Raw genomic sequence first — 23,011 nt, forward strand, 5'->3', positions numbered from 1 at the left:
ACCATTAGCCTGCGAAGCATACTGTGCGCATCGATACGCTAAGGAGAACATCATGACCGCACCGATTCAGGATCTGCGCGACGCCATCGCGCTGCTGCAACAGCATGACAATCAGTATCTCGAAACCGATCATCCGGTTGACCCTAACGCCGAGCTGGCCGGTGTTTATCGCCATATCGGCGCGGGCGGCACCGTGAAGCGCCCCACTCGCATCGGGCCGGCGATGATGTTTAACAATATTAAGGGTTATCCACACTCGCGCATTCTGGTGGGTATGCACGCCAGCCGCCAGCGGGCCGCGCTGCTGCTGGGCTGCGAAGCCTCGCAGCTGGCCCTTGAAGTGGGTAAGGCGGTGAAAAAACCGGTCGCGCCGGTGGTCGTCCCGGCCAGCAGCGCCCCCTGCCAGGAACAGATCTTTCTGGCCGACGATCCGGATTTTGATTTGCGCACCCTGCTTCCGGCGCCCACCAACACCCCTATCGACGCCGGCCCCTTCTTCTGCCTGGGCCTGGCGCTGGCCAGCGATCCCGACGACGCCTCGCTGACCGACGTCACCATCCACCGCTTGTGCGTTCAGGGCCGGGATGAGCTGTCGATGTTTCTTGCCGCCGGCCGCCATATCGAAGTGTTTCGCCAGAAGGCCGAGGCCGCCGGCAAACCGCTGCCGATAACCATCAATATGGGTCTCGATCCGGCCATCTATATTGGCGCCTGCTTCGAAGCCCCTACCACGCCGTTCGGCTATAACGAGCTGGGCGTCGCCGGCGCGCTGCGTCAACGTCCGGTGGAGCTGGTTCAGGGCGTCAGCGTCCCGGAGAAAGCCATCGCCCGCGCCGAGATCGTTATCGAAGGTGAGCTGTTGCCTGGCGTGCGCGTCAGAGAGGATCAGCACACCAATAGCGGCCACGCGATGCCGGAATTTCCTGGCTACTGCGGCGGCGCTAATCCGTCGCTGCCGGTAATCAAAGTCAAAGCAGTGACCATGCGAAACAATGCGATTCTGCAGACCCTGGTGGGACCGGGGGAAGAGCATACCACCCTCGCCGGCCTGCCAACGGAAGCCAGTATCTGGAATGCCGTCGAGGCCGCCATTCCGGGCTTTTTACAAAATGTCTACGCCCACACCGCGGGTGGCGGTAAGTTCCTCGGGATCCTGCAGGTGAAAAAACGTCAACCCGCCGATGAAGGCCGGCAGGGGCAGGCCGCGCTGCTGGCGCTGGCGACCTATTCCGAGCTAAAAAATATTATTCTGGTTGATGAAGATGTCGACATCTTTGACAGCGACGATATCCTGTGGGCGATGACCACCCGCATGCAGGGGGACGTCAGCATTACGACAATCCCCGGCATTCGCGGTCACCAGCTGGATCCGTCCCAGACGCCGGAATACAGCCCGTCGATCCGTGGAAATGGCATCAGCTGCAAGACCATTTTTGACTGCACGGTCCCCTGGGCGCTGAAATCGCACTTTGAGCGCGCGCCGTTTGCCGACGTCGATCCGCGCCCGTTTGCACCGGAGTATTTCGCCCGGCTGGAAAAAAACCAGGGTAGCGCAAAATAAGCAATAGCCGCCGGTAAACGGCGGCATTTTTCCATGCCGCGCGATCCTGAGCGGATGGCGCAGGCAGGATTAATTGATCGCAGCGGCGAGATCTTTTTTCACCAGCTCGCGCAGCTCAGAAGTCAGCACCTGGCTTACGTCGAAATGGCGATCGGGGCGTTACGCATGGGGGTATTTACAGGGAACGATCCTTCATAAAAAAGAGAGGCGCTTATCACTGCGCTAATAAAGACTATCAGTAGCAAAGGGGGAATTTAAAACTGGAAAATAAAAGAATAGCAGGTAACCGAAACCAGCCCCCGGTCGACCCTCAACCGCAAAGAAAAATATATTCTTCCTTCCAGTAGCGGCCCTGACCTATGATGTCCCCGGCAGAAGTGATTAACCGTTTTTGCTTTTCGGTTTCGATACCCTCAACGATCACATGGCCGGTCAGGGTATGAATAGACTGCAACAGACCGGGCAAAGCGGGGTCGTTTTCTTTATCCCAGAAGTAATCCTTATCCACTTTGACGCAATCGAAGCGGAATCTCTCCAGCAGCGGGAAGGAGGTTCGCCCGCGACCAAAATCATCCAGCCAGACCGGACAAAGCGCCGCCAGCGTGCTTAGCGCCGTCAGCTCGCGGCCGGCGATAAACTCATGAAAATTCTCATTTATCTCCAAAGCAATATGCTTACACGAGCGCAGAAAATCGCAGAGATAGCGGTCCGTCAGAATAAAATGGCTTAATAAATCATCGATATTGAGCGAGATCGGCTTATTATCGACCAGGGAAAAATCAAATACGGAAAGCAACTCGATTTGTCGGGTAAATAGTGCAAGCTTATCGCTTTCGGTAAGCGTGGAGAAAGAAAACGCGGGCGCTGAGGCATTATTTCGTGCGGGTGCTATAATATCTTTAGTGAGCAATTCCCACGAGTGGCAGCTGCCATCATCGCTAATAGCGGGCTCCAGTACGAAGCGATAGGAGGTATTTTTCGCGTTTTCTTCAACCATTTAAAAAATACCAAAAATAAGAAAGGGTTAAAGCATGTCATATATTTCCCGCCAACAAAAATAGTTTAAAATGATCGATAAGAAACATTCGATAGTTAAAAACTATCAACATATAATTTATTGATCGGTAAAGTGAATTAATATAAATTAGCCACCGCTGTCGCATGCGTTTAGACAACGATTAAAATATTGTTTCAAACCAGCCAGTTACATGACGAGCCGCATCCAGTCGTAGCCACATTACGCTTTTCCCCGGCGGCAAAAAAAAGCGTGGTGTAATAAAAATCAAAAATACAAGCCGCCAGTTTTCGTCCTCTCGTATGCCAAAAGATGAATAATCTCTGGCCCAACGCAACCGCTTGCCAATATTAAAAACGCTGCCCCGGTCAACGAAACGTCATACTTTACCGCTACCTTGCTGGCAGAACAGGCGCAGCGGATAAAGGGCAGTGAAAAGAAAATACATGGTTCCACTGGCGCTAATGCTCCTCATGCTCATCGCCAGCGCATGGCTGGAACCGGCCCCGCGGCCTGTCGCCAGAGGGCTGTGCGTCTGGTTCGACGGGGCAATGGTCAACTGTCTGCAGAGGCAACGGCTGGGCGAAAGGTTGCCGATTCACTCGCTGGCCAGGCGGTAAACGGGCACTCGTCGGGTGGTATTGAACAAATTGTCGCTGACCTCCACCTCCGTCGTGACAATCGCCATGCCGGACCGGCGCAACTGCGCGATGTCCGCCGCCACTCGCTGACTGCCGAACCAGAACAGGGCGTCGAGAGCGGTGACCGGCAGGCCGGCGTTCAGCGCCTGGCGGAGCCGCTCCCGGGCCGGCTTTATCTCCCGGGCAATCTGCTGGTACGGGGCCGCCGTCAGCCCGGTTGCATCGACGCGACGAATGCGGTTTGCCAGGCGGTAATGAAAGGCTTCCGGGACAGCCTGTAAATCCTGTTTCAAACTATAGACGCAGCCGTAACGTTTGCCGTTGAAAACGGCGGCTTTACGGCTAAGCTGCAACGTCTCGCGAACATCGGCGATTAGCTGCGGCGCGCGCACCAGCAGCAGGCGAAAAGGCAGCTCGAAGCTGGTGACATAGTCGACGTTCAGTAACGCAATGCGCAGGCGCTCCTCTGCCCCGGCCCGCAGCTGACGACACTCCAGGTATACTTCACGCCACTGCTCCCGGAGCCGTGGCGTCTCACCGGCTTCGGTAAACTGGTATTTTTCAATATCGTAATCAATTCTCCCGGCCACCGCGCATTCCTTTCTGAATCAGTCCGCGGGTTATATTATCATCCTCCGACGCCGTCCCCTATGCCCAACGCCGCTGTCGTTGTCGATTATTTACGATAAAGATAACGGGTGATGATCACATCAAGAACAAACAGCAGGAAGATAACGCTGCTTAACCATAATAAGCCTGCGAATAAATCAAGTAATTGCATCGTTGTTCCCTCGCCGTTGGCCCTAAAAAAGACGCTCCATCACCATAAAGTAGTTAACAACCACCTTAACAGCCACAGAATAAAATTATTTAGCACGATGCCATCCCGAGCCCGGACAGATTCATTTTATTGTCATTAATTTGTCATCAAAAAATGTCTATCATCAACCGGCGCCGCAGGGTCGTCTCTGCCGTCATGGTATGGCGGACAACGCGTCGCCACGCGGTTTAACAACACGGAATAACCTCGCCCTGCCTCATTCTTACTGTCATTGCATAATTTTATATCAGGCACGTTTGTCATCCTGCTGAATAATCCGTAAAAGCGCCGTAAGCAATAAAACCCCTGCAGATTGGTTTACCATGGAGAAATAAGATGCCTAGCGAAAAAGCCCGCAGCCTTGACCATTTCTATGAATTACTGGCGACAGGACAACACCCGAAGATTGAACTCGATTTTGATGTCGCCGCGGACGATTTTTTTAAAATCGCCACCGAGTTTGGCGATATTGGCGCGAGGATCACCCGGGTTAACGAACGATTTATTATTAAGATCAAGCCGCCGAAGGCATAAACACCCGGCCCGAGTCGTTGCAGCAGATCACCGGTTTGTGCGCATCCCTCTCGGTCATCCCTGACCGGACGGCGCGACGCGCCGGCAAATCCTCACCTGCCGGCGCGAATCAGGCTCAGTGATAGCCCTCGCTGCCGGAGACTTTGCCGCGAAAGACGTAGTAGCTCCAGGCGGTATACATCAGGATCACCGGGATAATGAGCAGCGCCCCCGGCAGCATAAATACCTGGCTGGAGGGCGGCGCAGCGGCATCCCACAGAGAGATATGCGGTGGGATAATGTTCGGCCAGACGCTGATCCCCAACCCGCTGAAGCCGAGGAAAATCAGGCCCAGCGTCAGGATAAAGGGACGGGCGTGGCTGGCGGGGCGCGCGCTCAGGCGCCAGATCCACAGGCTCAGAGCCAACACCAGAATCGGCACCGGCACGAACCAGAAGAAATTGGGCAGCGTAAACCAGCGTTCCGCCACGTAGCGCCAGCCCAACGGCGTCCAGACGCTGACCACCGCGATCACCGCCATCAGCGCCAGCAGTACCTTGCGGGTCAGCTCGCGCATCCGCTGCTGCAGCGCGCCTTCGCTTTTCATAATCAACCACGTGGTGCCCAGCAGCAGATAGGCCACCACCAGCCCCAGACCGCAGAACAGATTGAAAGGGGTAAGCCAGTCCAGCGTCGAACCGGCGAAGCGGCGGTCAGCCACCGCAAAGCCGTTGATAAACGCGCCGACGACAATCCCCTGGCTGAAGGTCGCCAACAGCGAGCCGCCGGCAAAGGCATAGTCCCAGAAGATGCGATGCGAGGGAACCGCTTTAAAACGAAATTCAAAGGCCACGCCGCGAAAAATCAGGCCGATGAGCATCGCCGTCAGCGGGATAACCAGCGCATCGGTGATCACCGCATAGGCCAGCGGAAAGGCGCCGAACAGCCCTGCCCCGCCGAGCACCAGCCAGGTTTCGTTACCATCCCAGACGGGGGCGACGCTGTTGACCATCACATCGCGCTCTTCGCCATCATGCACCACGCTGAACAGCATCCCAATACCTAAATCGAAACCATCCATCACGATATACATCAGCGTGGCGAAGACAATGATGACAAACCAAATCACCGAGATATCGATGCTCATGATGCGTTCTCCTCATCACGCACCGGCTCAGCCGCTGAGAGCGGACGCGCCGGGGTGCCTGCGGTTTGCGAGGTCAGCTCCGTCACCGGCTGCGGCCCTTTTTTGATAAGCCGGAAAATGTAGTAATACCCCACGCCAAACACGGCGCAGTAAACCACGATAAATACCAGCAGGCTGATGGCCATCTGCAGGGTGCTGTGCAACGACACCGCATCCCGCGTGCGCAGCAACCCGTATATCACCCACGGCTGGCGGCCCATCTCGGTGGTCACCCACCCGGCGACCAGGGCAATAAGACCGGCGGGCCCCATACAGAGCGCAAACCACTGGAAGGGACGCGAGTGGTACAGCCGCCGCCGATAGCGCAGCCAGGCGCTGCAGATCCCTAAGGCGATCATCAACACGCCCATCCCGACCATGATGCGAAACGACCAGAAGACGGCGGGCGAATAGGGTCGGTCCTCTTTCGGGAAGTCTTTCAGGGCCGGCACCTGCTTATGCAGGCTGTGGGTAAGGATCAGGCTACCGAGAGCGGGGATCTCAAGACCATAGCGGGTCCGCTCCTGCTCCATGTCCGGCAGGCCAAACAGCAGCAGCGGCGTGGCCTCGCCGGGGCGATTTTCCCAGTGCCCTTCGATGGCCGCGATCTTCGCCGGCTGATGCTCAAGGGTGTTAAGACCATGCATATCCCCCACCACCGCCTGGATCGGCGCCACCAGCAGCGCCATCCACATCGCCATCGACAGCATTTTGCGGATGGCCGGCGAGTCGTTGCCGCGCAGAAGATGCCACGCGGCAGACGCCCCGACGAACATGGCGCTACTGAGAAACGCGGCTATCGCCATATGGAACAAGCGATACGGAAAAGAGGGGTTAAAGATAATCGCCAGCCAGTCCTGCGGGATGAGATGGCCATTTTCGATGATAAAACCCTGCGGCGTCTGCATCCAGCTATTGGAGGCAAGGATCCAGAAGGTAGAAACCAACGTGCCAAGCGCCACCATGCAGGTGGTAAAAAAATGCAGCGCTGGCGGCACTTTATTCCAGCCAAACAGCATCACCCCGAGGAATCCCGCTTCAAGGAAGAAGGCGGTCAGCACTTCGTACAGCAGCAGCGGGCCGGTAATACTGCCAGCGAACTGGGAAAATCCGCTCCAGTTGGTGCCGAACTGATAGGACATGACTAATCCGGAGACTACGCCCATGCCAAAATTGACGGCAAAGATTTTCAGCCAGAAATTGTAGAGTGAACGCCAGACATTATCCCGGGTTCGCAGCCACATCCCCTCAAGCACCACAAGGTAGCTGGCAAGGCCGATGGTGATGGCCGGAAAGAGGATATGGAAGGATACGGTAAAGGCGAATTGCAATCGGGCCAGATGAAACGCGTCGAATTCAAACATATTCCACACCCATCATTGTGAATCGCCCCGGCCGCAGCCGGGGCTCATGCGAACATCACTTAGCCGATGATGAAGTGTTTTGCTTCCCGGCGCCGAGTTCGGCGCCGGTCAAAGGATCGCCCTGCGGGTCAGACTGCGTTCGCTTCAGCATCGCTTTGCACAGCGCTTCCTGCTCTGGCGTCAGGCCGACAGAAGCACTGCCATCTCCGCCGTCTACGCCCGGCTGTGGATCCTTGACATAATCGAAGTGTTTGTCACTGTTCCAGCTGCCGCGTACTTCTCCACCTTCAGACATATTGTAGTAGGTGTTAGCGTACTCGCTAATGGGCGGCAGTTTGCCCGGTGGATAGTTGTTGCGAATCGACTGCAGGGCCTTCTCAAAAGAGAGCTGATGCGCCGCTTCGCGGGTCATCAGGAAGGCCAGCGCGTCTTTCACGCCAGGATCGTCGGTCACGTTGATCAGGCGTTCATAGACGATCTTCGCCCTCGCCTCCGCCGCGACATTCGACCGCAGGTCGGCGGTGGGTTCGCCGATAGTATCAATGTAGGCCGCCGTCCACGGCACGCCCGCCGAGTTGGTCAGCGGGGTACCGCCGCCGTACAGCAGGGATGTAATATGGCTGTCATTGCCGTTGGCGGTGAGCGAACGATAGAGTTCCGCCTCGCTCTCGGTGCCCTCCGCCAGGGCTCCTTTGGCGCCTTTATTCAGCATGCCGACCAAAGTGCCAATGATCTCCAGATGGCTCAACTCCTCTGTCGCGATATCCATCAGCATATCTTTGCGGCCGGGATCGTCATCGCTTAATCCCTGGGTGAAATAACGACACGCGGCGGCCAGCTCGCCCTGAGGGCCGCCAAACTGTTCGAGCAGTAAATTCGCGAGCCCCGGATTCGGTTCAGCAACGCGTACGGTATACTGCAGTTGTTTCACATGACGAAACATAGGCCTGCCTCCTGGGTTATTTTTTCGCTTCTACGCCGTCAGCATCTGAACGCAGGAGAAACTGCTCTGTGGTCTGAGGAATATGTTTAATCAGCCAGTCGGCCATTTCCCGCTCTTCCGCCAGGATGGCTTCAATGGCTGGGATGGAGGCGGTATCGCCCGCTTTTTCAGCGGCCGCCAGCAGAGAGGTATAGCAGGCGATTTCAAACTGCTCGAAAACGTACCCGCTGATCGAGCCTTTGACGATTTCATCGGAAGGAAACATCCCGCCGATGGACTGGCCGAGAGCCGCCATTTTACTCATCGAATCTTTAATCACCGAGCGCGAAATCTCATTGCGGTCGAGGATCTCTTCCAGCACGGTAATTTGCCGTTTGGTCTCGTTAACATGCTGTTCGATTCTGGCACGGAGATCCGGATAATTATCGATACGGCCAGCCATTGATTCCAGCATGGACTCTGCCTGTTTTTCCATGGCATGCGCATCTCGTAGCCAGTCATGGTAATGTTCAACGTGATTCATCGTGATTTCCTCGTGTCAGGGAGAATTTATTTTTCCGCTTTCTTATTAATATTACCTACCGCCAGATCGGTTAATTTCACATCGGTTTGTTTTTCTTCTTCCAGGGTTTCGGCAAGCAGTTTGGCTGCTTTTTTATAGCCCAACTGCTCTGCCAGGGTGACCAGAGTACCGTAACTGGCAATTTCGTAATGCTCGACCTTTTGCGCAGCGGCAATTAATGCAGCATCACGTACCTCATTTTTTTCCGTGCTCTCAACGACTTCATTAGCTTCTTCGATTAATCCTTCCATGGCCACGCATTTCATGCGTTTGATTTTCAGGTTGGATTCCTGTTCAATAATCTGGTCGATACGTTCGATCTGGCCCTGGGTTTCTTCAAGATGAGCATTGAACGCCGCGCTGAGTTTTTCACTGGACGCCGCTCTGGCTAGTTTAGCCAGCCCGCGGGTTAATTGTTTCTCTGCGCTGTAGGTATCTGAGAGCAGGTGAATAAATACATCTTCAATGCTTTTCATATTCATAGAAATACCTTCTGGAGTCAGAAAATAACTGCGAGTCTGTGACAGACTCGCAGGAGATACTTTCACTTCAGGGTGCAAGGAAAAGGATAATCAGGAATTATCGGACTTGCGGCCACCGCCGTGGCTATTCTGTCCGCCTTTTTTACCCGCTTCGGACGCACGCTGCGGATCATTTTTAAAGTTCCCGCCGCTGTGCTGACCACCTTTACGACCTGCTTCAGAAGCTTTTTCACGGTCTTCAGCAAAATTACCGGAACCACCACGATGCTCTGCCATATTTCACCTCATGTATATCGGTTATGTCAGTACGATACGAAAATATTCCGTATCACTCGTCGTTCGATATTTAAATCTAGCGGGTAATGCTGGTTAGTCAAATTATTATTCCGTTTTTTCGACACCTTTTAGCAGTAATTCGGAATAATTCTACAAGACACCTCAAAAATAACCAGACGGCACCTTGACGCTAACTCACTGTGTTCAGGGAAATAATGTATGCAGATCACCTCTGTGGCAAAGAATTATCTATACCGGAGGATTACTACCGTTGGGTTATATAACGAAGCGGCAGCATTGTCCTTTGCCAGACGGAAATTAAGAATTTTCCCTGATTTTACGGATAAAAAAAGCCGCTGGGGAAGCGGCTAGCAAACAAAATGGAGCGAATATCATGCCCGATTAATACTGGCACACATAAGGGCAATAGGCAAATAATCTCAACAAACCAGCTGCTAAATAAGCGAAGCGTGGAATATATTCAGCCCCTGGAATATCACGCAGTTCCATTATTAGTACTCTACGCTTTATTTTTTACGATGATTTATCGGTGACGATAGCAGCCGTTCACCAGGCCGAAGAACCGCATACTGTCAACCTTTCTCTCGAGGAGAATATTCTATGAAAGCACTTACTTATCACGGCCCGCATCATGTCAGCGTCGACACCATGCCTGACCCGGCTCTTGAGGCAGCGGACGATATTATTCTGCGCGTCACCGCGACAGCGATTTGCGGTTCCGATCTGCATCTGTACCGCGGAAAGATCCCCGGCACGCACCATGGTGATATTTTCGGCCATGAATTTATGGGGGAAGTGGTGGAAGCCGGTTCCGAGGTCACCGCGGTCCGCAAAGGCGACCGGGTGGTTATCCCGTTTGTCATCGCCTGCGGAGACTGCTTCTTTTGTCGCTTGCAGCAGTATGCCGCCTGCGAAAGCACCAATAGCGGCCAGGGAGCGACGCTCAATCGAAAAGGCATTTCGCCACCGGCGGCGCTGTTTGGCTATAGCGATTTGTACGGCGGGATCCCGGGCGGCCAGGCGGAATATGTACGGGTCCCCAAAGCCAATACCGGACCGTTTAAAGTGCCAGACACCTTACCCGATGAAAAGGTGCTGTTTCTGTCAGATATTCTGCCCACCGCCTGGCAGGCGGTTAAAAACGCCGAGGTCAAACCCGGCAGTAGCGTGGCTATTTTTGGCGCCGGCCCGGTAGGCCTGCTCTGCGCCTCCTGCGCCAGGCTCAATGGCGCAGAACAGATATTTATCATCGATCATAACGATTACCGACTCGATTTCGCGCAACAACGCTATGGCGCGATCCCGATAAACTTTGACCACCATGACGATCCTGCGCAGTGGATTATCGATAACACGCCGGGCCATCGCGGCGTCGACGCGGTGATCGACGCCGTGGGCTTCGAGGCGAAAGGTAGCCTTACGGAAACCGTCCTCAGCACCCTGAAAATCGAGGGGAGCAGCGGAAAAGCCCTGCGCCAGTGCATCGCCGCCGTGCGCCGCGGCGGCATCGTCAGCGTACCCGGGGTTTACGCCGGTTTCATCCACGGCTTTATGTTTGGCGATGCCTTTGATAAAGGACTGACCTTCAGGATGGGACAAACCCACGTCCACGCCTGGTTGCCGGATCTGCTGGCGCTTATTGAGCAAGGGCTGCTTACCCCGGAGGAGATTGTCACTCACCATATGCCGCTGGAGGAGGCCGCGCGCGGCTATCAGATTTTTGAGAAACGTGAAGAGGCGTGCCGCAAAGTGATCCTCGTACCGGGAATGCAGCCCGGGAAGGCGACCCTCTGAGAAGGCGATTACCGCGCAAGGAAATTCTCGGCGGACCGATCGCGGCATGATATAAACATAGCGTGCTTTGGCCCGCCGTCGCTGATATAGCCGTTCACCAGAGGAGAAGTTGATGCTCGAGTTACGTCCGAATTGCGAATGCTGTGATAAAGATCTGCCGCCAGACTCACCCGAGGCGTTTATCTGCTCGTTCGAGTGCACCTTTTGCCGGGACTGCATGACGACGCGACTGAACGGACATTGCCCGAACTGCGGCGGCGAACTGGTGCGGCGCCCTGTGCGTCCCGAAGAGGCGCTGCGGCGCCACCCCGCCTCCACCCTGCGCCGCCATGCACAGTAGGCGAGACGCAGGTCTCCCGGCTAAGGTTAAAATTCACGCCCGAGGAGAGCGCGGAGCCTGAAGGCGTGACCGGTGGCAGACAACGTGCTCTTTCGATTATCGCCCGGCGGCGCTTCGCTAGTCCGGGCGAGCGTTTCCGGGTTCATATTCTGCATGTCAGTAAAACGACTTTCCCGCCCGTACTGCCCGTCGGCGATCGCTTTCATCGATAGCCGCAGCCCTCAGGGTTTATCCCCCCACATCGCGATTTCACTAAAACTCAGCCAGCCCTGTGCGCTCAGGCTGCCGTATCGCATGGCTGGCGGTCTTTTTTATTCACCATCGCAATAACGCCTGGGAGCATTTCCGTTGCAATCGTTGATCTCCTGCCTGGCATATTTCGCTGCATACCGAAGCTTCCTGCTCTGGCCGTCAGTAGACTGCAGGGAAATTCACCATGGAGCAGAGTTATGATTGCGGTACTTTTTGAGGCCGACGCCTTACCACAAGCACAGGAAAGATATCTTCAGCTGGCGGCCGGGTTGACGCCTTTGCTATCAGACACGCCGGGGTTTATTGCCATCGAGCGCTTTCAGAGCCTGAGTACGCCCGGCAAAATACTCTCGTTATCCTGGTGGGAAGATGAAGCCTCGGTGGCCAACTGGCAGCAAAATGAGCGGCATCTGGCTGCCCAGCGCGAAGGCAAAGCATCGATTTTTTCATACTACAGAATACGCGTCGCCCGCGTGTTCCGGGATTACGCATCGGATCGGGGAGCACAGTCGGATGTATGACATTCACGTGATTCTCAGCAACTCGCCGGGCTCGCTTGGCGCAATGGGTATGGCGCTGGGTAACAACGGCGTGGGGCTCGAAGGCGGTGGCGTATTCACCACGCCTGATGCCGGACATGCGCATTTTCTGGTGGAAGACGGTGAGAAAGCCCGCAGGGTGCTGACCGAGGCCGGCTTTACGGTCAGCAATGTATGCCGTCCTCTGATACGAAAGTTACCTCAGGAACGTCCTGGGGAACTGGGAGACATCGCGGACACCCTGGCCCATAATGGTATTAATATTCTGGTACAGTACAGCGACCACCGTAACCGGCTCATTCTCCTTACCGATGATGACGCCCGGGCAGCGGAAGTGACCAAAAAATGGGCCATACTTTCTGAATGAATCTCCTGAAACCGCAGCAAGACAGTGAGCCAGAGGAGGCGCTGGAAACCGCTATGGCGATGGTGGCCTCCGCCCTCTCTGACTCGTCAAGGGTCAGTATTCTCTGCGCGCTGATGGACGGGCGCGCATGGACGGCAACCGAACTCAGTACGGTCGCCGAGGTGTCCGCCTCCACCACCAGCGGCCATCTTGCCCGGCTGCTCAGCAACGGACTGGTGGTGTGTCTCGCGCAGGGGCGCCACCGCTATTACCGCCTGGCGGGCTCGCATATTGCCGGGCTGCTGGAAAACCTGATGGGCGTCTCTATGCAGGCGCATAAGACGCTTCTCCCCAGCACGCCGGTTAATCTTCGTTACGCACGCACCTGCTACGACCATCTGGCGGGCGAGCTGGCGGTGAATATTTATGAGTATATGCTGCGGGAAAAATGGCTGGCGGCAGATGGCCTGGCCCTGACGTCAGCCGGTAAAACCCAGCTTGAACGCCTTGGCGCAGTACTGAACGCCCGCCCACGGCGTAAGCCCTGCTGCCCCTGTCTCGACTGGAGCGAAAGACGTTTTCATCTGGGAGGCGACGCCGGCTCGGCGCTAATGACGCTGTTCCTGCAAAAAGGATGGATAACGCGCGCACCGGGATATCGGGAAGTACAAGTGACGGATAGCGGCAAAGCGGCGCTGTCCCGGCTGTTTAATCTGAAAGTGCGCGGATAGCCTGAGTTTAGGCTACAGCACATTTTCGCCGAACGGCCCCGGTTTAAGCCGGTCGGGCCATCAGTATGACGCCTGGCGTGCAATCCGTTTTCATGCGAGCTCTTACGGCAAATGGATCTCTCCCTGTCATGAGGTATATAGCTTTGTTGAACGTTGCGCTGCGGGACATTCGCCATCGCCTAATGCTTCAAGCGTCCGGCAGATTAATTGCCTGAAGGCGAAAAAAAGCGGGAGCCCATCGGCTCCCGCTTTTACTTAATCCACCAACGGGATTACATGTTCGCGATAATCGCGTCGCCAAACTCTGAACATTTCAGCAGCTTAGCGCCTTCCATCAGACGTTCGAAGTCATAGGTCACGGTCTTGGCGGCGATAGCGCCTTCCATACCTTTGACGATCAGGTCTGCGGCTTCGAACCACTGCATGTGGCGCAGCAGTAGTTAACCAATAACATCATTACTTGTTGATTTAAATAGAAAAACAGGTATTTTTGATACGTTATTAATGTGTTTAACCTAAGCCCTAACCTATTGAAATTCATTAGTATATTTTCAGTTTTGATAACTGGCTTTGAGTTTTTCAGCTCATCTGGATAGTGAATTATTAGGCAATAATACTTACTCCCTGTGAGTCGGGTTAAATATCTCCGGTGTTATAACTCATGATTTGAAAAGAAAATAAAAAAGCCTCGGAATCCGAGGCTTGCATTGGAACAAGCAGCGCCATTATATTATTTAATTACTACCTACCATGTAATGATTGCTCTTTTCCAAACCATCTTCCCTTTTTGTTCTTCTTTTATATGCAGAATCCTTTTCATAATAAAATATAAAATAAGAGAAAACGCAATGATAGCAATATATGTCCCGATACCGAAAGATACCAGAAACACAACTAAGATTCCAAAGAGCGCAACCAGTAAAGACGTGCCGATAGATACCAAATTAATTCTTGTGCAAGCGTCTCTTGATACATATCCTTTAATCTGAAATGCATGGCAACTTTGGCAGTGGTCCTCAGCAATTAAATATGCACCACAAAATGGACATTTTTTATCTTTTGTTATCATTTATTTTAAATCTCGACATAATAGTAATCGCTCATCCACAACCTTCCCTGGCAAGCGCAATCAACAACAGAATGTACTTTATTTTTTTGTTCTATTGTCTCAACTCCCTCAACAATTACGAAATTGCAGTATGATTTTACTTCATTTAATATCTTAAATAATTTACTCTCATACTGTATTTCCCAGAAATAATCTTTATCAATTTTTATACATTCAAAATTAAACATATCAATAATTGTTAAACTTGTTAAGCCCCTTCCAAAATCATCCAGCCATACTGGACACAATTTTGAAAGACACTTTAAGTCAACCATACAGCATTTAGTATTGAATTCATGAAAATACTCGTTAATCTCAAAAGCAATGTTTTTTTGGTTTTTTAAGTAATCACCAATATATTTATCGTTCAAAATACAATCGCTAATAAGACTGTCAACATTCAACGAAACTGGCTTGAACTTCAATTTTGATGCATCAAGCTTTTCAATTGTCAATATCTGTCTCTTAAACACATCGATTTTTTCTTTATCGCTTAGCGAACTGAAGCAAAAAAGACCTTCATTAGCATGATAATCATTAGCGTTCTTTTTTTTAACACTTTTCGTGAGAATTTCCCAAGAGTGAATAGAACCATCTTTTTTGTAAGATGGTTCTAAAACAAACCTGCAGGATTCTATTTCCACACTGTTCTTTAACATAAAAAAACACCGGAACTAAGAATAATCCTAATCGTGTCATAATTATAAATGAAAGAGAAATAGTTTAAAATGATCGATCATGATCGAACAATAGGCGAAACCTATCACACAACACAAATTGATCGGTAATTCAAATCAAATGAAGTAAAAGGTAAAAATAGAAACATGATTTCATTATAAATCACAATAAAATCAATGTGTTATTAAATACTAATAATTTAGTGCCAGATATCAAACGTTAGTTGAGAAGGTGTCTGAGGTTCCGAAGAAATTTATCTGCGATGATAATGCCGATAATAAACCATCTTAAACATTTATAGGTATAACATCATAAGAAAATAAATCATTTCATCTTCAATTATTCGGCATGCAATATCCATTCTTCCCATTACGTTTAACTTCATATAGCATTTGATCAGCCTCTTTGATCCACTCGATAATTGATTCTTTATTTTCTGCACAAGAAATACCGATACTGACAGTACAGTACATATCTTTATGAGAAGGCAATGAAAGATCTTTAATTTTTTCCTGAATTATATCAACCATGGCTATAACAAGCTTGCTATTACTGTTGTTAACAATAATAGCCAACTCATCGCCACCAAATCTTGCTGGCACATCCTTCTCGCCAGCGCACTCTCGTAATATTGTTGATATACGAGATAACACCGCATCACCTACTTCATGACCATATGTATCATTAATTTTTTTAAAATTATCAACATCAATGAGCATAAGATAAGAATGAATTCTCTTTTTACGCGTCGCACGAAAAGCACTTTCCATTTTTTGCTCAAAAAATCGGCGATTTGGCAGATCTAAGCCAGGATCCATCAGCGCCTGTTTTTCCAGTAACTCCCTTCTTTTCCTCAACTTTATAGATAAGTGCCTTGAAACAACACTCAACACTATGGGATAACAGGTTGCCAACGGTAAAGAAAGCAATACCGTTCGGGTGCTGAATTCTATAGTATATCTGAAATCATTTGCTAACCAAACTATCACGAAACTAATCATCATCCACGTTAATGCTGGTTTTAAAATTTTCCATCCACCAGCAGCATAGCGATCAGCTATTTGAACGGAGATTATGAATAATGATGGAATTGGGCTAGCTTGCATTACGGCTATCCAGATACCAGCCCAGAATGAATCGAGTACCATATTCTTTTTTTCAGTACTCAGCATATCCTTCGACATCATGCTTGCCAGATAAGCAACCGATGGCCAGATGAGTGCATTCAAAATTAACAGGGCTATCGTTATTTTTTGATGTGACTGTTCCTGGAGGACTGAATATATAGGAAGAAAGCAAAGAACGACACCTATCTGACGTAAGAAATATACTCTTTTAATAAACGATGAATTTCTGTCAGATATGTATTTTTCATCTGGGAATTTTGTTAACATAGAAAGCCTATTATAAATCACTAAGAGCCGCTATCACTTTAAACCACTAAATTACAAGATAAAACCGCCCTGCATTACAAAGTTATAACATGGATGTGAAAATTACAAGATTGCACTTCAATTATTGATAAACGTATCAATAATAACATTTTGCATCCATTTTCTTGAATCTATCTGTACGTTTTAAATCTAATGAAAGGCAATACTTTAGGGTTATATCCTTAAACATGAAAACCCAACAGGATTTATCACTATTGCATTATTAATTTTGGTAGATTATTAAACAACGACACAACATCTGACCAGTAAAAATTTACTTGAACTTACTTATCGTTTACTCCAAATTATTCTGTGATGTACACAGCAATTAATGTCGTTACAGTTGCCCCCGGCAAGTGCCTCCGGGGGATTTTTTATGCTCCTCAACTTTCTAGTGCGTCAACTCGCCTAATCAAATCCTGCACCACGGTCACCAAATCGGCGATGATGGCCGTGTAATCCACATTCATCACCCTGAATTTTTCGCCATCGATCTCCTGCTCGATGCCGAGGAAAGTATACAGATCATCAGCTTTTTCAGCCTGCTGAGCGATAAAACCACGCCTCCGGCGCGTTTCGCCTTTCATATTGAACTCGCATACCCCCAGCGCATTAATGCGCCTGGAGGCCCCTTCCTGAGGTTCTGTAAACCCGTCTTTCAGACGAACGTCAGAACCGGTAGTCATGACGTCACCTTTGCCGGTGGTGATTGTGCCGCCAGGCCGAAATAGCCAGGCATCGGTTCTTCCGAAACCGTCAGAGTACAGCACGATCCGGTGCTCAGTGCCGACCTTCTCCTCCATGTACATTTGCACGTATGCGCCTTCCGGGTCGCCGTAAGCGCCTCTTCCCAACATCTGAGACCGCACAGGTGCGGCGGTGACCTGCTGGCCGACTGCGATATTGCCGGGCATTGTTGAGCCAGCGGTTAAATTGCCATCGGTAACTAACAAGCTGGCATTGCCCTGAATATTTAGTCTGTTTTGCCGGTCCTGGATAATGCGGGCGGTAAAGTCGGCGATGCTGCCGTTGAAATGAAAGTCGATGTATGGCGTGCTCATCGATAGCTCTAACGCCTGGGAATACAGCTTGCCCTTTGCCGTATTATCGAAACCACCACCGACAACCAAATCTCCGGGCAACGTCGTCTGGTTATTGGTGCCAATAACGAGGATGTCATCAAAGGTGTCTGCCGGTGATACAGTGGTCGCTCTTGAACGCTGAACCCTGAACGGTGTTCCCGAGCCAACGGCAATCGTCCCGCCTTGCCCCTGTTTTTTGAGCAGAGCCAGATCTGAGTTCTTACCGAGAATAAAACCGGCATTATCGCTGGTTATAACCTGCGAGCCGTCGAGTTTGTTTCCTCCGGTGAGTTTTGCCAGCGCGTTAAGATCCGATGCTTTCGCCATCCCGGCTATCGCCGGCACGGTCACCTGCTTTCCTGTGATCGGGTCAGTCAGGGTGATATTGCCGCTGCCGGTCAGGGCCATCGACCAGCCCTCCACCACACTACGCCAGAATGCAAATGCGCTGGCCAGCTGGTTAGCAAACGACGAGGTGCTGGCGGTTTCAGCGGTAATAATGCCGTAACAGGCACCGGAAAATGCGGTGGTGATATTCCGGGTCAGCGTCAGTTGCGTGTCGCTGTCCACAGATTTGATCGCATACAGGTCAGCACTACCGCTGCGGTAGACCACCAGAATCGACCCGGGCAGTATCCCCAGCGCCTCCTGTGACCATTTTGTTGTCGCACCTGTCACCCGTGCCTGCGACGCTGCACCCGTGACGGTGCCGACTTCATACATAGCCATAATAAAGTTCCTCCTGGATGGTTTTCCCTGGAAAAAGAAAAGGCCCCTAGCGGGGCCTTTGTTAGCTAAATGAACTGCTGTCCGTTCGGAAGGCGGTTGCGGTGATGTTCTCGACTGTGCAGGTGTAATCAATCGCGGCATTTCGACCTGTAGCCTTGATAAAGAAGCCGACATTGTTGTAGTCAGCATCCAGGCGCGCGGCAAACCGCAATTCAAAGGCCGTGGTGCCAGCTGTGATATTACCGGCATCGACGAAGATACGGCGGATTACCTCCTGCCCACCAATGTTGAACGTAATATCAGAGGTATACCCCAGGCCACTGCCCGTCCCATAGGTCTGGCACACCAGGGTGCAGGCCAGAACCACTGTCATGCTATACCCCCTGTTCTGATACGCACCGTTCCGCTGTACCGTCTGGTTGCGGCGGAAGGTCAGGCTGTCGTTACCTTTTGCCACCGCAATGTCACCGATGAACGCATCCGCCTGGACAGTGCCACGGAACACGCCGCTATTCGCTTCGACCCTGCCACGAACGATCACGTTATTGAACTGCGAAGAGCCATCCTTGGCGATACGCCAGCCTTGCGACCCGTCAACAAAGTTATTCGAGCGGATCTCGTTGCCGATCTTCGCGTTCGTAATGGAACCGTCCGCGATTTTGGCAGAGGTCAGGGAACTGTTTTTGATACGTGCCGTATCGATATACAGCTCATTGCCTTCGGCAACCATCACCGGAACAGCCGTCGCATTATTACGGTTAAACAGCGAGAAGCGGTCAGCGTAGAGGATCATGTCGCTCGTTTCACCATTGCTGCCCAGCGTAATCCCCGCGCCAACATTCTTCCCGTTAACCGTCTCAACCTTCATCGACCACAGCGAACTCACCGTACCATTCACATCCGCCACGGTTTTGGCGGTGTTCTGAACGGAAGCGCTGAGATCCCCGACACTGGATGTCAGGGTCGTCTGCTGCGTTGCCAGCGCCTCCAGTGCCGTTGCATGCGTCTGCTGGGTACTGGTGATACTGGCCACCGATTTAATCGTGTTGTCCAGCGTCGTCTGGTTTTTGATGTTGGCGGCCGCCTGCGCGTCAATCTGCGACTGAAGCGAGGTATTCAGGCTGGCCTGTGTGCTCTGGCTGTCGCTTAGCGTCTTCGCCATGTTATCGACGCGGGAGTTGGCATTATCCACTTTCGTGGCCAGTGCCGTCTGCTGCTGCGCCTGGGCGGTGATTTTCCCTTCAGCATCCGTTACGCGAGCCGTCAGACCGCTCACGGCACTCGCCGTCGCGTCAGAGGCATCCTGTGCAGCTTTCGCATCGGTAACATCCGTGATAACCAGATCGTCGATATACAGCGAATAACCGGGGGTGCCGCTGCCGGAGGCGCCACGGGTAGAGATCCAGACCACTGCGCGTGTTCTCCCACCCCCGTTGTTACTGGCAATACCCGTAAATTTCACCCACTTATCACGCGCACCAAGAGCGGCTTCGCTGACAGTGACCGCCGACTGCCAGGAGTTTTGACCGGCAGCATTCAGTGAGTTAATGCCGACCAGCGTTGTCCACCCGGAGGAGGGCGCCTGATCCGCCGGCATCATAGCCCAGAACTCAAACCGGAATTTCGCATCCTCACGGACTGACTGCCAGCTCCCAAGCTGTTTATCGCTGTTGCCGTTATTGTTCGCTCCTCGACTCACCTGCAGGCTCTTATTGCCGGTGAATTTCTGAGACGCCACCACAACGGCTGTGCCGTTCCCGCCCAGCACCAGGCCATCGCTGTAGCTTTCAAACGTACCGTCAACCCACGGATTAGCTCCCTGAGTGCGGATGGTATTGATGGTGCTGGTCAGCGACGTGATGCTCTGCGACTGGCTGGTGATGGTGTTTTCCACCTGGCTTACGCGACCGGTCAGTGAACTCACCGCGGACGTGTCAGCCTTTTTACCCAGCTCAGTATTCATCGTGGTCAGGCTGTTCTGCAGACTGGTGAGCTGCTGCGACTGCGAATCCAGTTTACCCTCGGCAGACGTCATCCGGGTGGTCAACCCGGTGACAGCGCTTTGCTCGGCCTTCTTACTGACCGCCGCATTCGTGACGGCCAGATCGCCGCTGAGTTTCGTCAGCTGCTGCGCCTGGGTGGTGATAGCCCCTTCAGCAGCGGTGACGCGGGTATTCATCTGAGAAATGGCCCCGGCATTAGCTGCGATATCCTTTTCATCCGTAACATCGAGGACATGGAAATCATCGAAATACATTGCCCCCGCGCTGAGGAAGGTCGTCAGCTGGAAACTGGCCGTCGTGGTCTACGTGGCTTTCCAGTCAAACGTTACCAGTTGCCAGCCAGAACTAAACGGTCCGTAGTTTGAGCCGACCAGCAGGCCAGTGCTGTCGGCCACACGAAACTTCGTGTTACCCGCATCTTTAATCGTGGTTCCCGGGTCCTGCTTCGCCCATACCCCCATGCGGTAGGTACGACCCTGCGTGATACTGATTTCCTGCCCGACCAGGTTCGACTGGCCGGCGGACATTTTCAGCGCCTTGTTACCCGAATGCGGAACCTGTAAATCGGCCACCGTCGCGGTACTGCTCCAGCCGGTAAAGCCCGCCGCGCCGCGCTCAAAACTGCCGTTGACAATGAGGTTGCCCGGCATTTTCCCGCTGGCGTCAATATCCGCCAGCGACTAGGTGATATATCCCGTATGAAATTCTCGGACATCTGGGACGATCATCTACACGTTGAGCAAGAGAAAACCGGAAGCAAAATCGCTATACCATTAGCTCTGCGTTGCAACGCAATCAACTGGAGCCTCCGAGATGTAATCAGTCGTTGCCGGGATTATGCAGTAAGCCCTTATTTGGTTCATTTCTTTAGAACCACCTCACAGGCTGAGCGAGGAGCACAGGTGAAACCCAGAACACTGACCATGAATTTCAGCAAGGCAAGAGACAGTGCAGATATTGACTGGGGACAAGGTACACCGGCAACTTTCCATGAACAAAGATCGCTTTCCGAGCGGTTATATAAAGCCCAGGGTATAAACACGAAAGATTTACTTGGACATAAAACTCAACAACAAACGGATAGGTACCATGATGATCGAGGGAAGGGGTGGACAACGGTGGCCTTATGAGGTTTTTCGGGAGGGGTTTTGATAACTTGTTTTGATAAAATTTTGATAACCGTTCGAAAACTAATAATAAAAACGGGAACCACCAGGTTCCCGTTCTGACATAATCTGGGGGCCAGATTACATGTTCGCGATGATCGCGTCGCCAAACTCGCTACATTTCAGCAGTTTAGCGCCTTCCATCAGACGTTCGAAGTCATAGGTCACGGTCTTGGCGGCGATAGCGCCTTCCATGCCTTTGACGATCAGGTCTGCGGCTTCGAACCACTGCATGTGGCGCAGCATCATCTCTGCGGACAGGATGATGGAGCCCGGGTTCACTTTATCCTGGCCGGCATACTTCGGCGCAGTACCGTGAGTCGCTTCGAACAGCGCGCACTCGTCACCGATGTTGGCGCCCGGGGCGATACCGATACCGCCAACCTGCGCCGCCAGGGCGTCAGAGATATAGTCGCCGTTCAGGTTCATACAGGCGATAACGTCGTATTCCGCCGGACGCAGCAGGATCTGCTGCAGGAACGCATCGGCGATCACGTCTTTCACCACGATCTCTTTGCCGGTGTTCGGGTTCTTGATTTTCACCCACGGGCCGCCGTCGATCAGCTCGCCGCCGAACTCTTCGCGAGCCAGCTGGTAGCCCCAGTCTTTGAAGGCGCCTTCGGTGAACTTCATGATGTTGCCTTTGTGCACCAGAGTGACGGAATCACGATCATTAGTGATCGCGTATTCAATCGCGGCGCGCACCAGGCGTTTGGTGCCTTCTTCAGAGCACGGCTTGATGCCGATACCGCAATGTTCCGGGAAGCGAATTTTCTTCACGCCCATCTCATCGCGCAGGAATTTGATCACTTTGTCTGCTTCCGCAGAGTCGGCTTTCCACTCGATACCGGCATAGATATCTTCTGAGTTTTCACGGAAGATAACCATATCGGTCAGTTCCGGGTGTTTAACCGGGCTCGGGGTGCCCTGGTAGTAACGTACCGGACGCAGGCAGACGTAGAGGTCCAGCTCCTGGCGCAGCGCCACGTTCAGAGAACGGATGCCGCCGCCGACTGGGGTGGTCAGAGGACCTTTGATAGCAACGCGGTAGTCACGAATCAGATCGAGGGTTTCAGCTGGCAGCCAGACGTCCTGGCCATAGACGTGGGTTGATTTCTCACCGGTGTAAACTTCCATCCAGGAAATTTTACGCTCGCCCTTATAGGCTTTCTCAACGGCGGCATCAACCACTTTCAGCATCGCTGGGGTAACGTCAACGCCGATACCGTCACCTTCAATGAACGGGATAATCGGATTGTGAGGGACGTTCAGTTTGCCGTTTTGCAGGGTGATTTTTTGACCTTCCGCCGGAACTACTACTTTGCTTTCCATTAACCTCTCCTTCGAGCGCTTCTGGTTCTGCTCTTCCCTCTTCACGCGAGCCTGGTGTTGGCTGAGTCGGCCAGCTTCGGCGTACCGGGTCTTC

At 52.3% G+C, this 23,011-nt stretch carries 23 protein-coding genes and 3 pseudogenes; 10 read left to right on the forward strand and 16 right to left on the reverse strand.

From position 1 onward, the window contains the following. Window positions 1-52 precede the first annotated feature (52 nt). Both AB1E37_RS15295 and AB1E37_RS15300 read left to right on the forward strand, forming a co-directional pair. The gene (locus AB1E37_RS15295; RefSeq protein ID WP_004140497.1) at window positions 53-1,561 is read left to right on the forward strand and encodes a UbiD family decarboxylase; all 1,509 of its coding nucleotides are present in this window, start codon (window positions 53-55) and stop codon (window positions 1,559-1,561) included. A 33-nt stretch (window positions 1,562-1,594) separates the two neighbouring features. Next, on the forward strand, window positions 1,595-1,759 hold the full coding sequence (locus AB1E37_RS15300) for a hypothetical protein (protein WP_032410895.1): 165 nt from the start codon (window positions 1,595-1,597) through the stop codon (window positions 1,757-1,759). A 112-nt stretch (window positions 1,760-1,871) separates the two neighbouring features. Here AB1E37_RS15300 and AB1E37_RS15305 read toward each other — a convergent pair whose 3' ends face one another. The 3 genes from AB1E37_RS15305 to AB1E37_RS15315 form a co-directional block, all read right to left on the reverse strand. Further along, window positions 1,872-2,558, reverse strand: a complete 687-nt coding sequence (locus AB1E37_RS15305) for an EAL domain-containing protein (protein ID WP_004150790.1) — start codon at window positions 2,556-2,558, stop codon at window positions 1,872-1,874. Window positions 2,559-2,955: 397 nt separating this feature from the next. Beyond that, window positions 2,956-3,135: a hypothetical protein gene (locus tag AB1E37_RS15310; RefSeq protein WP_004140501.1), complete on the reverse strand. Its 180-nt coding sequence runs from the start codon at window positions 3,133-3,135 to the stop codon at window positions 2,956-2,958. A 39-nt stretch (window positions 3,136-3,174) separates the two neighbouring features. Beyond that, on the reverse strand, window positions 3,175-3,807 hold the full coding sequence (locus AB1E37_RS15315) for a helix-turn-helix domain-containing protein (RefSeq protein ID WP_004150791.1): 633 nt from the start codon (window positions 3,805-3,807) through the stop codon (window positions 3,175-3,177). Between the two features lie 566 nt (window positions 3,808-4,373). Between AB1E37_RS15315 and AB1E37_RS15320 the strand changes: the two genes are divergently transcribed. After that, window positions 4,374-4,571, forward strand: coding sequence for a hypothetical protein (locus tag AB1E37_RS15320; RefSeq protein ID WP_004140506.1), 198 nt, complete (start codon window positions 4,374-4,376; stop codon window positions 4,569-4,571). 115 nt (window positions 4,572-4,686) lie between these two features. Here the strand turns inward: AB1E37_RS15320 and cydB are convergent, their stop codons facing one another. The 6 genes from cydB to AB1E37_RS15350 form a co-directional block, all read right to left on the reverse strand. Next, entirely contained in the window at window positions 4,687-5,697 is a 1,011-nt protein-coding gene (gene cydB / locus AB1E37_RS15325; protein WP_004140509.1) for a cytochrome d ubiquinol oxidase subunit II, read from the reverse strand. Then, on the reverse strand, window positions 5,694-7,100 hold the full coding sequence (locus AB1E37_RS15330) for a cytochrome ubiquinol oxidase subunit I (RefSeq protein WP_004140511.1): 1,407 nt from the start codon (window positions 7,098-7,100) through the stop codon (window positions 5,694-5,696). The genes cydB and AB1E37_RS15330 overlap by 4 nt, the downstream gene beginning before the upstream one ends. Before the next feature lie 55 nt (window positions 7,101-7,155). Further along, entirely contained in the window at window positions 7,156-8,043 is an 888-nt protein-coding gene (locus AB1E37_RS15335) for a manganese catalase family protein (RefSeq protein ID WP_004179357.1), read from the reverse strand. Window positions 8,044-8,059: 16 nt separating this feature from the next. Beyond that, complete coding sequence (locus AB1E37_RS15340; RefSeq protein WP_004140514.1) at window positions 8,060-8,566, reverse strand: ferritin-like domain-containing protein; 507 nt, start codon at window positions 8,564-8,566, stop codon at window positions 8,060-8,062. Window positions 8,567-8,592: 26 nt separating this feature from the next. Further along, complete coding sequence (locus tag AB1E37_RS15345; RefSeq protein ID WP_004148027.1) at window positions 8,593-9,087, reverse strand: ferritin-like domain-containing protein; 495 nt, start codon at window positions 9,085-9,087, stop codon at window positions 8,593-8,595. A 90-nt stretch (window positions 9,088-9,177) separates the two neighbouring features. Further along, window positions 9,178-9,363, reverse strand: a complete 186-nt coding sequence (locus AB1E37_RS15350; RefSeq protein WP_004150795.1) for a general stress protein — start codon at window positions 9,361-9,363, stop codon at window positions 9,178-9,180. A gap of 621 nt (window positions 9,364-9,984) precedes the next feature. On the opposite strand from AB1E37_RS15350, the gene AB1E37_RS15355 reads away from it, so the two are divergent. Next, window positions 9,985-11,178 carry a zinc-dependent alcohol dehydrogenase gene (locus AB1E37_RS15355; protein ID WP_004140529.1) on the forward strand — a complete coding sequence of 398 codons (1,194 nt, stop codon included), beginning with the start codon at window positions 9,985-9,987 and terminating at the stop codon, window positions 11,176-11,178. Window positions 11,179-11,290: 112 nt separating this feature from the next. Then, complete coding sequence (locus tag AB1E37_RS15360; protein ID WP_004140530.1) at window positions 11,291-11,518, forward strand: DUF1272 domain-containing protein; 228 nt, start codon at window positions 11,291-11,293, stop codon at window positions 11,516-11,518. A 26-nt stretch (window positions 11,519-11,544) separates the two neighbouring features. On the opposite strand, the gene AB1E37_RS15365 is transcribed toward AB1E37_RS15360, so the two are convergent. After that, on the reverse strand, window positions 11,545-11,724 hold the full coding sequence (locus AB1E37_RS15365; RefSeq protein ID WP_004224175.1) for a hypothetical protein: 180 nt from the start codon (window positions 11,722-11,724) through the stop codon (window positions 11,545-11,547). Here AB1E37_RS15365 and AB1E37_RS15370 point away from each other — a divergent pair. From AB1E37_RS15370 to AB1E37_RS15385, 4 genes are all read left to right on the forward strand, one after another. Further along, window positions 11,672-11,848: a hypothetical protein gene (locus AB1E37_RS15370; RefSeq protein ID WP_032410215.1), complete on the forward strand. Its 177-nt coding sequence runs from the start codon at window positions 11,672-11,674 to the stop codon at window positions 11,846-11,848. The genes AB1E37_RS15365 and AB1E37_RS15370 overlap by 53 nt on opposite strands. Before the next feature lie 119 nt (window positions 11,849-11,967). Beyond that, a complete protein-coding gene (locus tag AB1E37_RS15375; RefSeq protein WP_004150797.1) occupies window positions 11,968-12,291 on the forward strand; it encodes an antibiotic biosynthesis monooxygenase in 324 nt (107 codons plus the stop codon). After that, window positions 12,284-12,676, forward strand: coding sequence for a hypothetical protein (locus tag AB1E37_RS15380; RefSeq protein ID WP_004190914.1), 393 nt, complete (start codon window positions 12,284-12,286; stop codon window positions 12,674-12,676). The genes AB1E37_RS15375 and AB1E37_RS15380 overlap by 8 nt, the downstream gene beginning before the upstream one ends. Continuing rightward, window positions 12,673-13,386 (forward strand): helix-turn-helix transcriptional regulator, encoded by a 714-nt coding sequence (locus tag AB1E37_RS15385; protein WP_004224172.1) that lies wholly within the window; start codon window positions 12,673-12,675, stop codon window positions 13,384-13,386. The genes AB1E37_RS15380 and AB1E37_RS15385 overlap by 4 nt, the downstream gene beginning before the upstream one ends. A 272-nt stretch (window positions 13,387-13,658) precedes the next feature. Here AB1E37_RS15385 and AB1E37_RS15390 read toward each other — a convergent pair. From AB1E37_RS15390 to AB1E37_RS15410, 5 genes and pseudogenes are all read right to left on the reverse strand, one after another. Next, a pseudogene (locus tag AB1E37_RS15390) lies at window positions 13,659-13,826 on the reverse strand (isocitrate/isopropylmalate family dehydrogenase); the annotation flags it as partial. A 634-nt stretch (window positions 13,827-14,460) separates the two neighbouring features. Beyond that, window positions 14,461-15,153 carry an EAL domain-containing protein gene (locus AB1E37_RS15395; protein ID WP_004224167.1) on the reverse strand — a complete coding sequence of 231 codons (693 nt, stop codon included), beginning with the start codon at window positions 15,151-15,153 and terminating at the stop codon, window positions 14,461-14,463. Between the two features lie 354 nt (window positions 15,154-15,507). Continuing rightward, window positions 15,508-16,566: a sensor domain-containing diguanylate cyclase gene (locus AB1E37_RS15400; RefSeq protein ID WP_004224164.1), complete on the reverse strand. Its 1,059-nt coding sequence runs from the start codon at window positions 16,564-16,566 to the stop codon at window positions 15,508-15,510. Window positions 16,567-16,988: 422 nt separating this feature from the next. Next, window positions 16,989-18,416 carry a tail fiber domain-containing protein gene (locus AB1E37_RS15405; RefSeq protein WP_004224162.1) on the reverse strand — a complete coding sequence of 476 codons (1,428 nt, stop codon included), beginning with the start codon at window positions 18,414-18,416 and terminating at the stop codon, window positions 16,989-16,991. Window positions 18,417-18,477: 61 nt separating this feature from the next. After that, window positions 18,478-21,093 (reverse strand): annotated as a pseudogene (locus tag AB1E37_RS15410) (DUF1983 domain-containing protein); the annotation flags it as partial. On the opposite strand from AB1E37_RS15410, the pseudogene AB1E37_RS15415 reads away from it, so the two are divergent. Next, window positions 21,094-21,549 (forward strand): annotated as a pseudogene (locus AB1E37_RS15415) (tyrosine-type recombinase/integrase); the annotation flags it as partial. Between the two features lie 117 nt (window positions 21,550-21,666). On the opposite strand, the gene icd reads toward AB1E37_RS15415, so the two are convergent. Beyond that, window positions 21,667-22,917: an NADP-dependent isocitrate dehydrogenase gene (gene icd / locus AB1E37_RS15420; protein ID WP_004150800.1), complete on the reverse strand. Its 1,251-nt coding sequence runs from the start codon at window positions 22,915-22,917 to the stop codon at window positions 21,667-21,669. Between the last annotated feature and the right edge of the window lie 94 nt (window positions 22,918-23,011).

The sequence above is a fragment of the Klebsiella sp. Shm-1 genome (assembly GCF_040804525.1).
GTDB lineage: Bacteria > Pseudomonadota > Gammaproteobacteria > Enterobacterales > Enterobacteriaceae > Klebsiella > Klebsiella pneumoniae.

Bases quoted from the DNA above. Each gene is read 5' to 3' on its own strand.
- AB1E37_RS15360 (WP_004140530.1), top strand. From the start codon at position 11,291: ATGCTCGAGTTACGTCCGAATTGCGAATGCTGTGATAAAGATCTGCCG.
- AB1E37_RS15320 (WP_004140506.1), top strand. From the start codon at position 4,374: ATGCCTAGCGAAAAAGCCCGCAGCCTTGACCATTTCTATGAATTACTG.
- AB1E37_RS15340 (WP_004140514.1), bottom strand. From the start codon at position 8,566: ATGAATCACGTTGAACATTACCATGACTGGCTACGAGATGCGCATGCC.
- AB1E37_RS15350 (WP_004150795.1), bottom strand. From the start codon at position 9,363: ATGGCAGAGCATCGTGGTGGTTCCGGTAATTTTGCTGAAGACCGTGAA.
- cydB (WP_004140509.1), bottom strand. From the start codon at position 5,697: ATGAGCATCGATATCTCGGTGATTTGGTTTGTCATCATTGTCTTCGCC.
- AB1E37_RS15300 (WP_032410895.1), top strand. From the start codon at position 1,595: ATGCCGCGCGATCCTGAGCGGATGGCGCAGGCAGGATTAATTGATCGC.
- AB1E37_RS15295 (WP_004140497.1), top strand. From the start codon at position 53: ATGACCGCACCGATTCAGGATCTGCGCGACGCCATCGCGCTGCTGCAA.
- AB1E37_RS15385 (WP_004224172.1), top strand. From the start codon at position 12,673: ATGAATCTCCTGAAACCGCAGCAAGACAGTGAGCCAGAGGAGGCGCTG.
- icd (WP_004150800.1), bottom strand. From the start codon at position 22,917: ATGGAAAGCAAAGTAGTAGTTCCGGCGGAAGGTCAAAAAATCACCCTG.
- AB1E37_RS15330 (WP_004140511.1), bottom strand. From the start codon at position 7,100: ATGTTTGAATTCGACGCGTTTCATCTGGCCCGATTGCAATTCGCCTTT.
- AB1E37_RS15345 (WP_004148027.1), bottom strand. From the start codon at position 9,087: ATGAATATGAAAAGCATTGAAGATGTATTTATTCACCTGCTCTCAGAT.
- AB1E37_RS15375 (WP_004150797.1), top strand. From the start codon at position 11,968: ATGATTGCGGTACTTTTTGAGGCCGACGCCTTACCACAAGCACAGGAA.
- AB1E37_RS15405 (WP_004224162.1), bottom strand. From the start codon at position 18,416: ATGGCTATGTATGAAGTCGGCACCGTCACGGGTGCAGCGTCGCAGGCA.
- AB1E37_RS15370 (WP_032410215.1), top strand. From the start codon at position 11,672: ATGTCAGTAAAACGACTTTCCCGCCCGTACTGCCCGTCGGCGATCGCT.
- AB1E37_RS15355 (WP_004140529.1), top strand. From the start codon at position 9,985: ATGAAAGCACTTACTTATCACGGCCCGCATCATGTCAGCGTCGACACC.
- AB1E37_RS15395 (WP_004224167.1), bottom strand. From the start codon at position 15,153: ATGTTAAAGAACAGTGTGGAAATAGAATCCTGCAGGTTTGTTTTAGAA.
- AB1E37_RS15380 (WP_004190914.1), top strand. From the start codon at position 12,284: ATGTATGACATTCACGTGATTCTCAGCAACTCGCCGGGCTCGCTTGGC.
- AB1E37_RS15305 (WP_004150790.1), bottom strand. From the start codon at position 2,558: ATGGTTGAAGAAAACGCGAAAAATACCTCCTATCGCTTCGTACTGGAG.
- AB1E37_RS15400 (WP_004224164.1), bottom strand. From the start codon at position 16,566: ATGTTAACAAAATTCCCAGATGAAAAATACATATCTGACAGAAATTCA.
- AB1E37_RS15365 (WP_004224175.1), bottom strand. From the start codon at position 11,724: ATGAAAGCGATCGCCGACGGGCAGTACGGGCGGGAAAGTCGTTTTACT.
- AB1E37_RS15335 (WP_004179357.1), bottom strand. From the start codon at position 8,043: ATGTTTCGTCATGTGAAACAACTGCAGTATACCGTACGCGTTGCTGAA.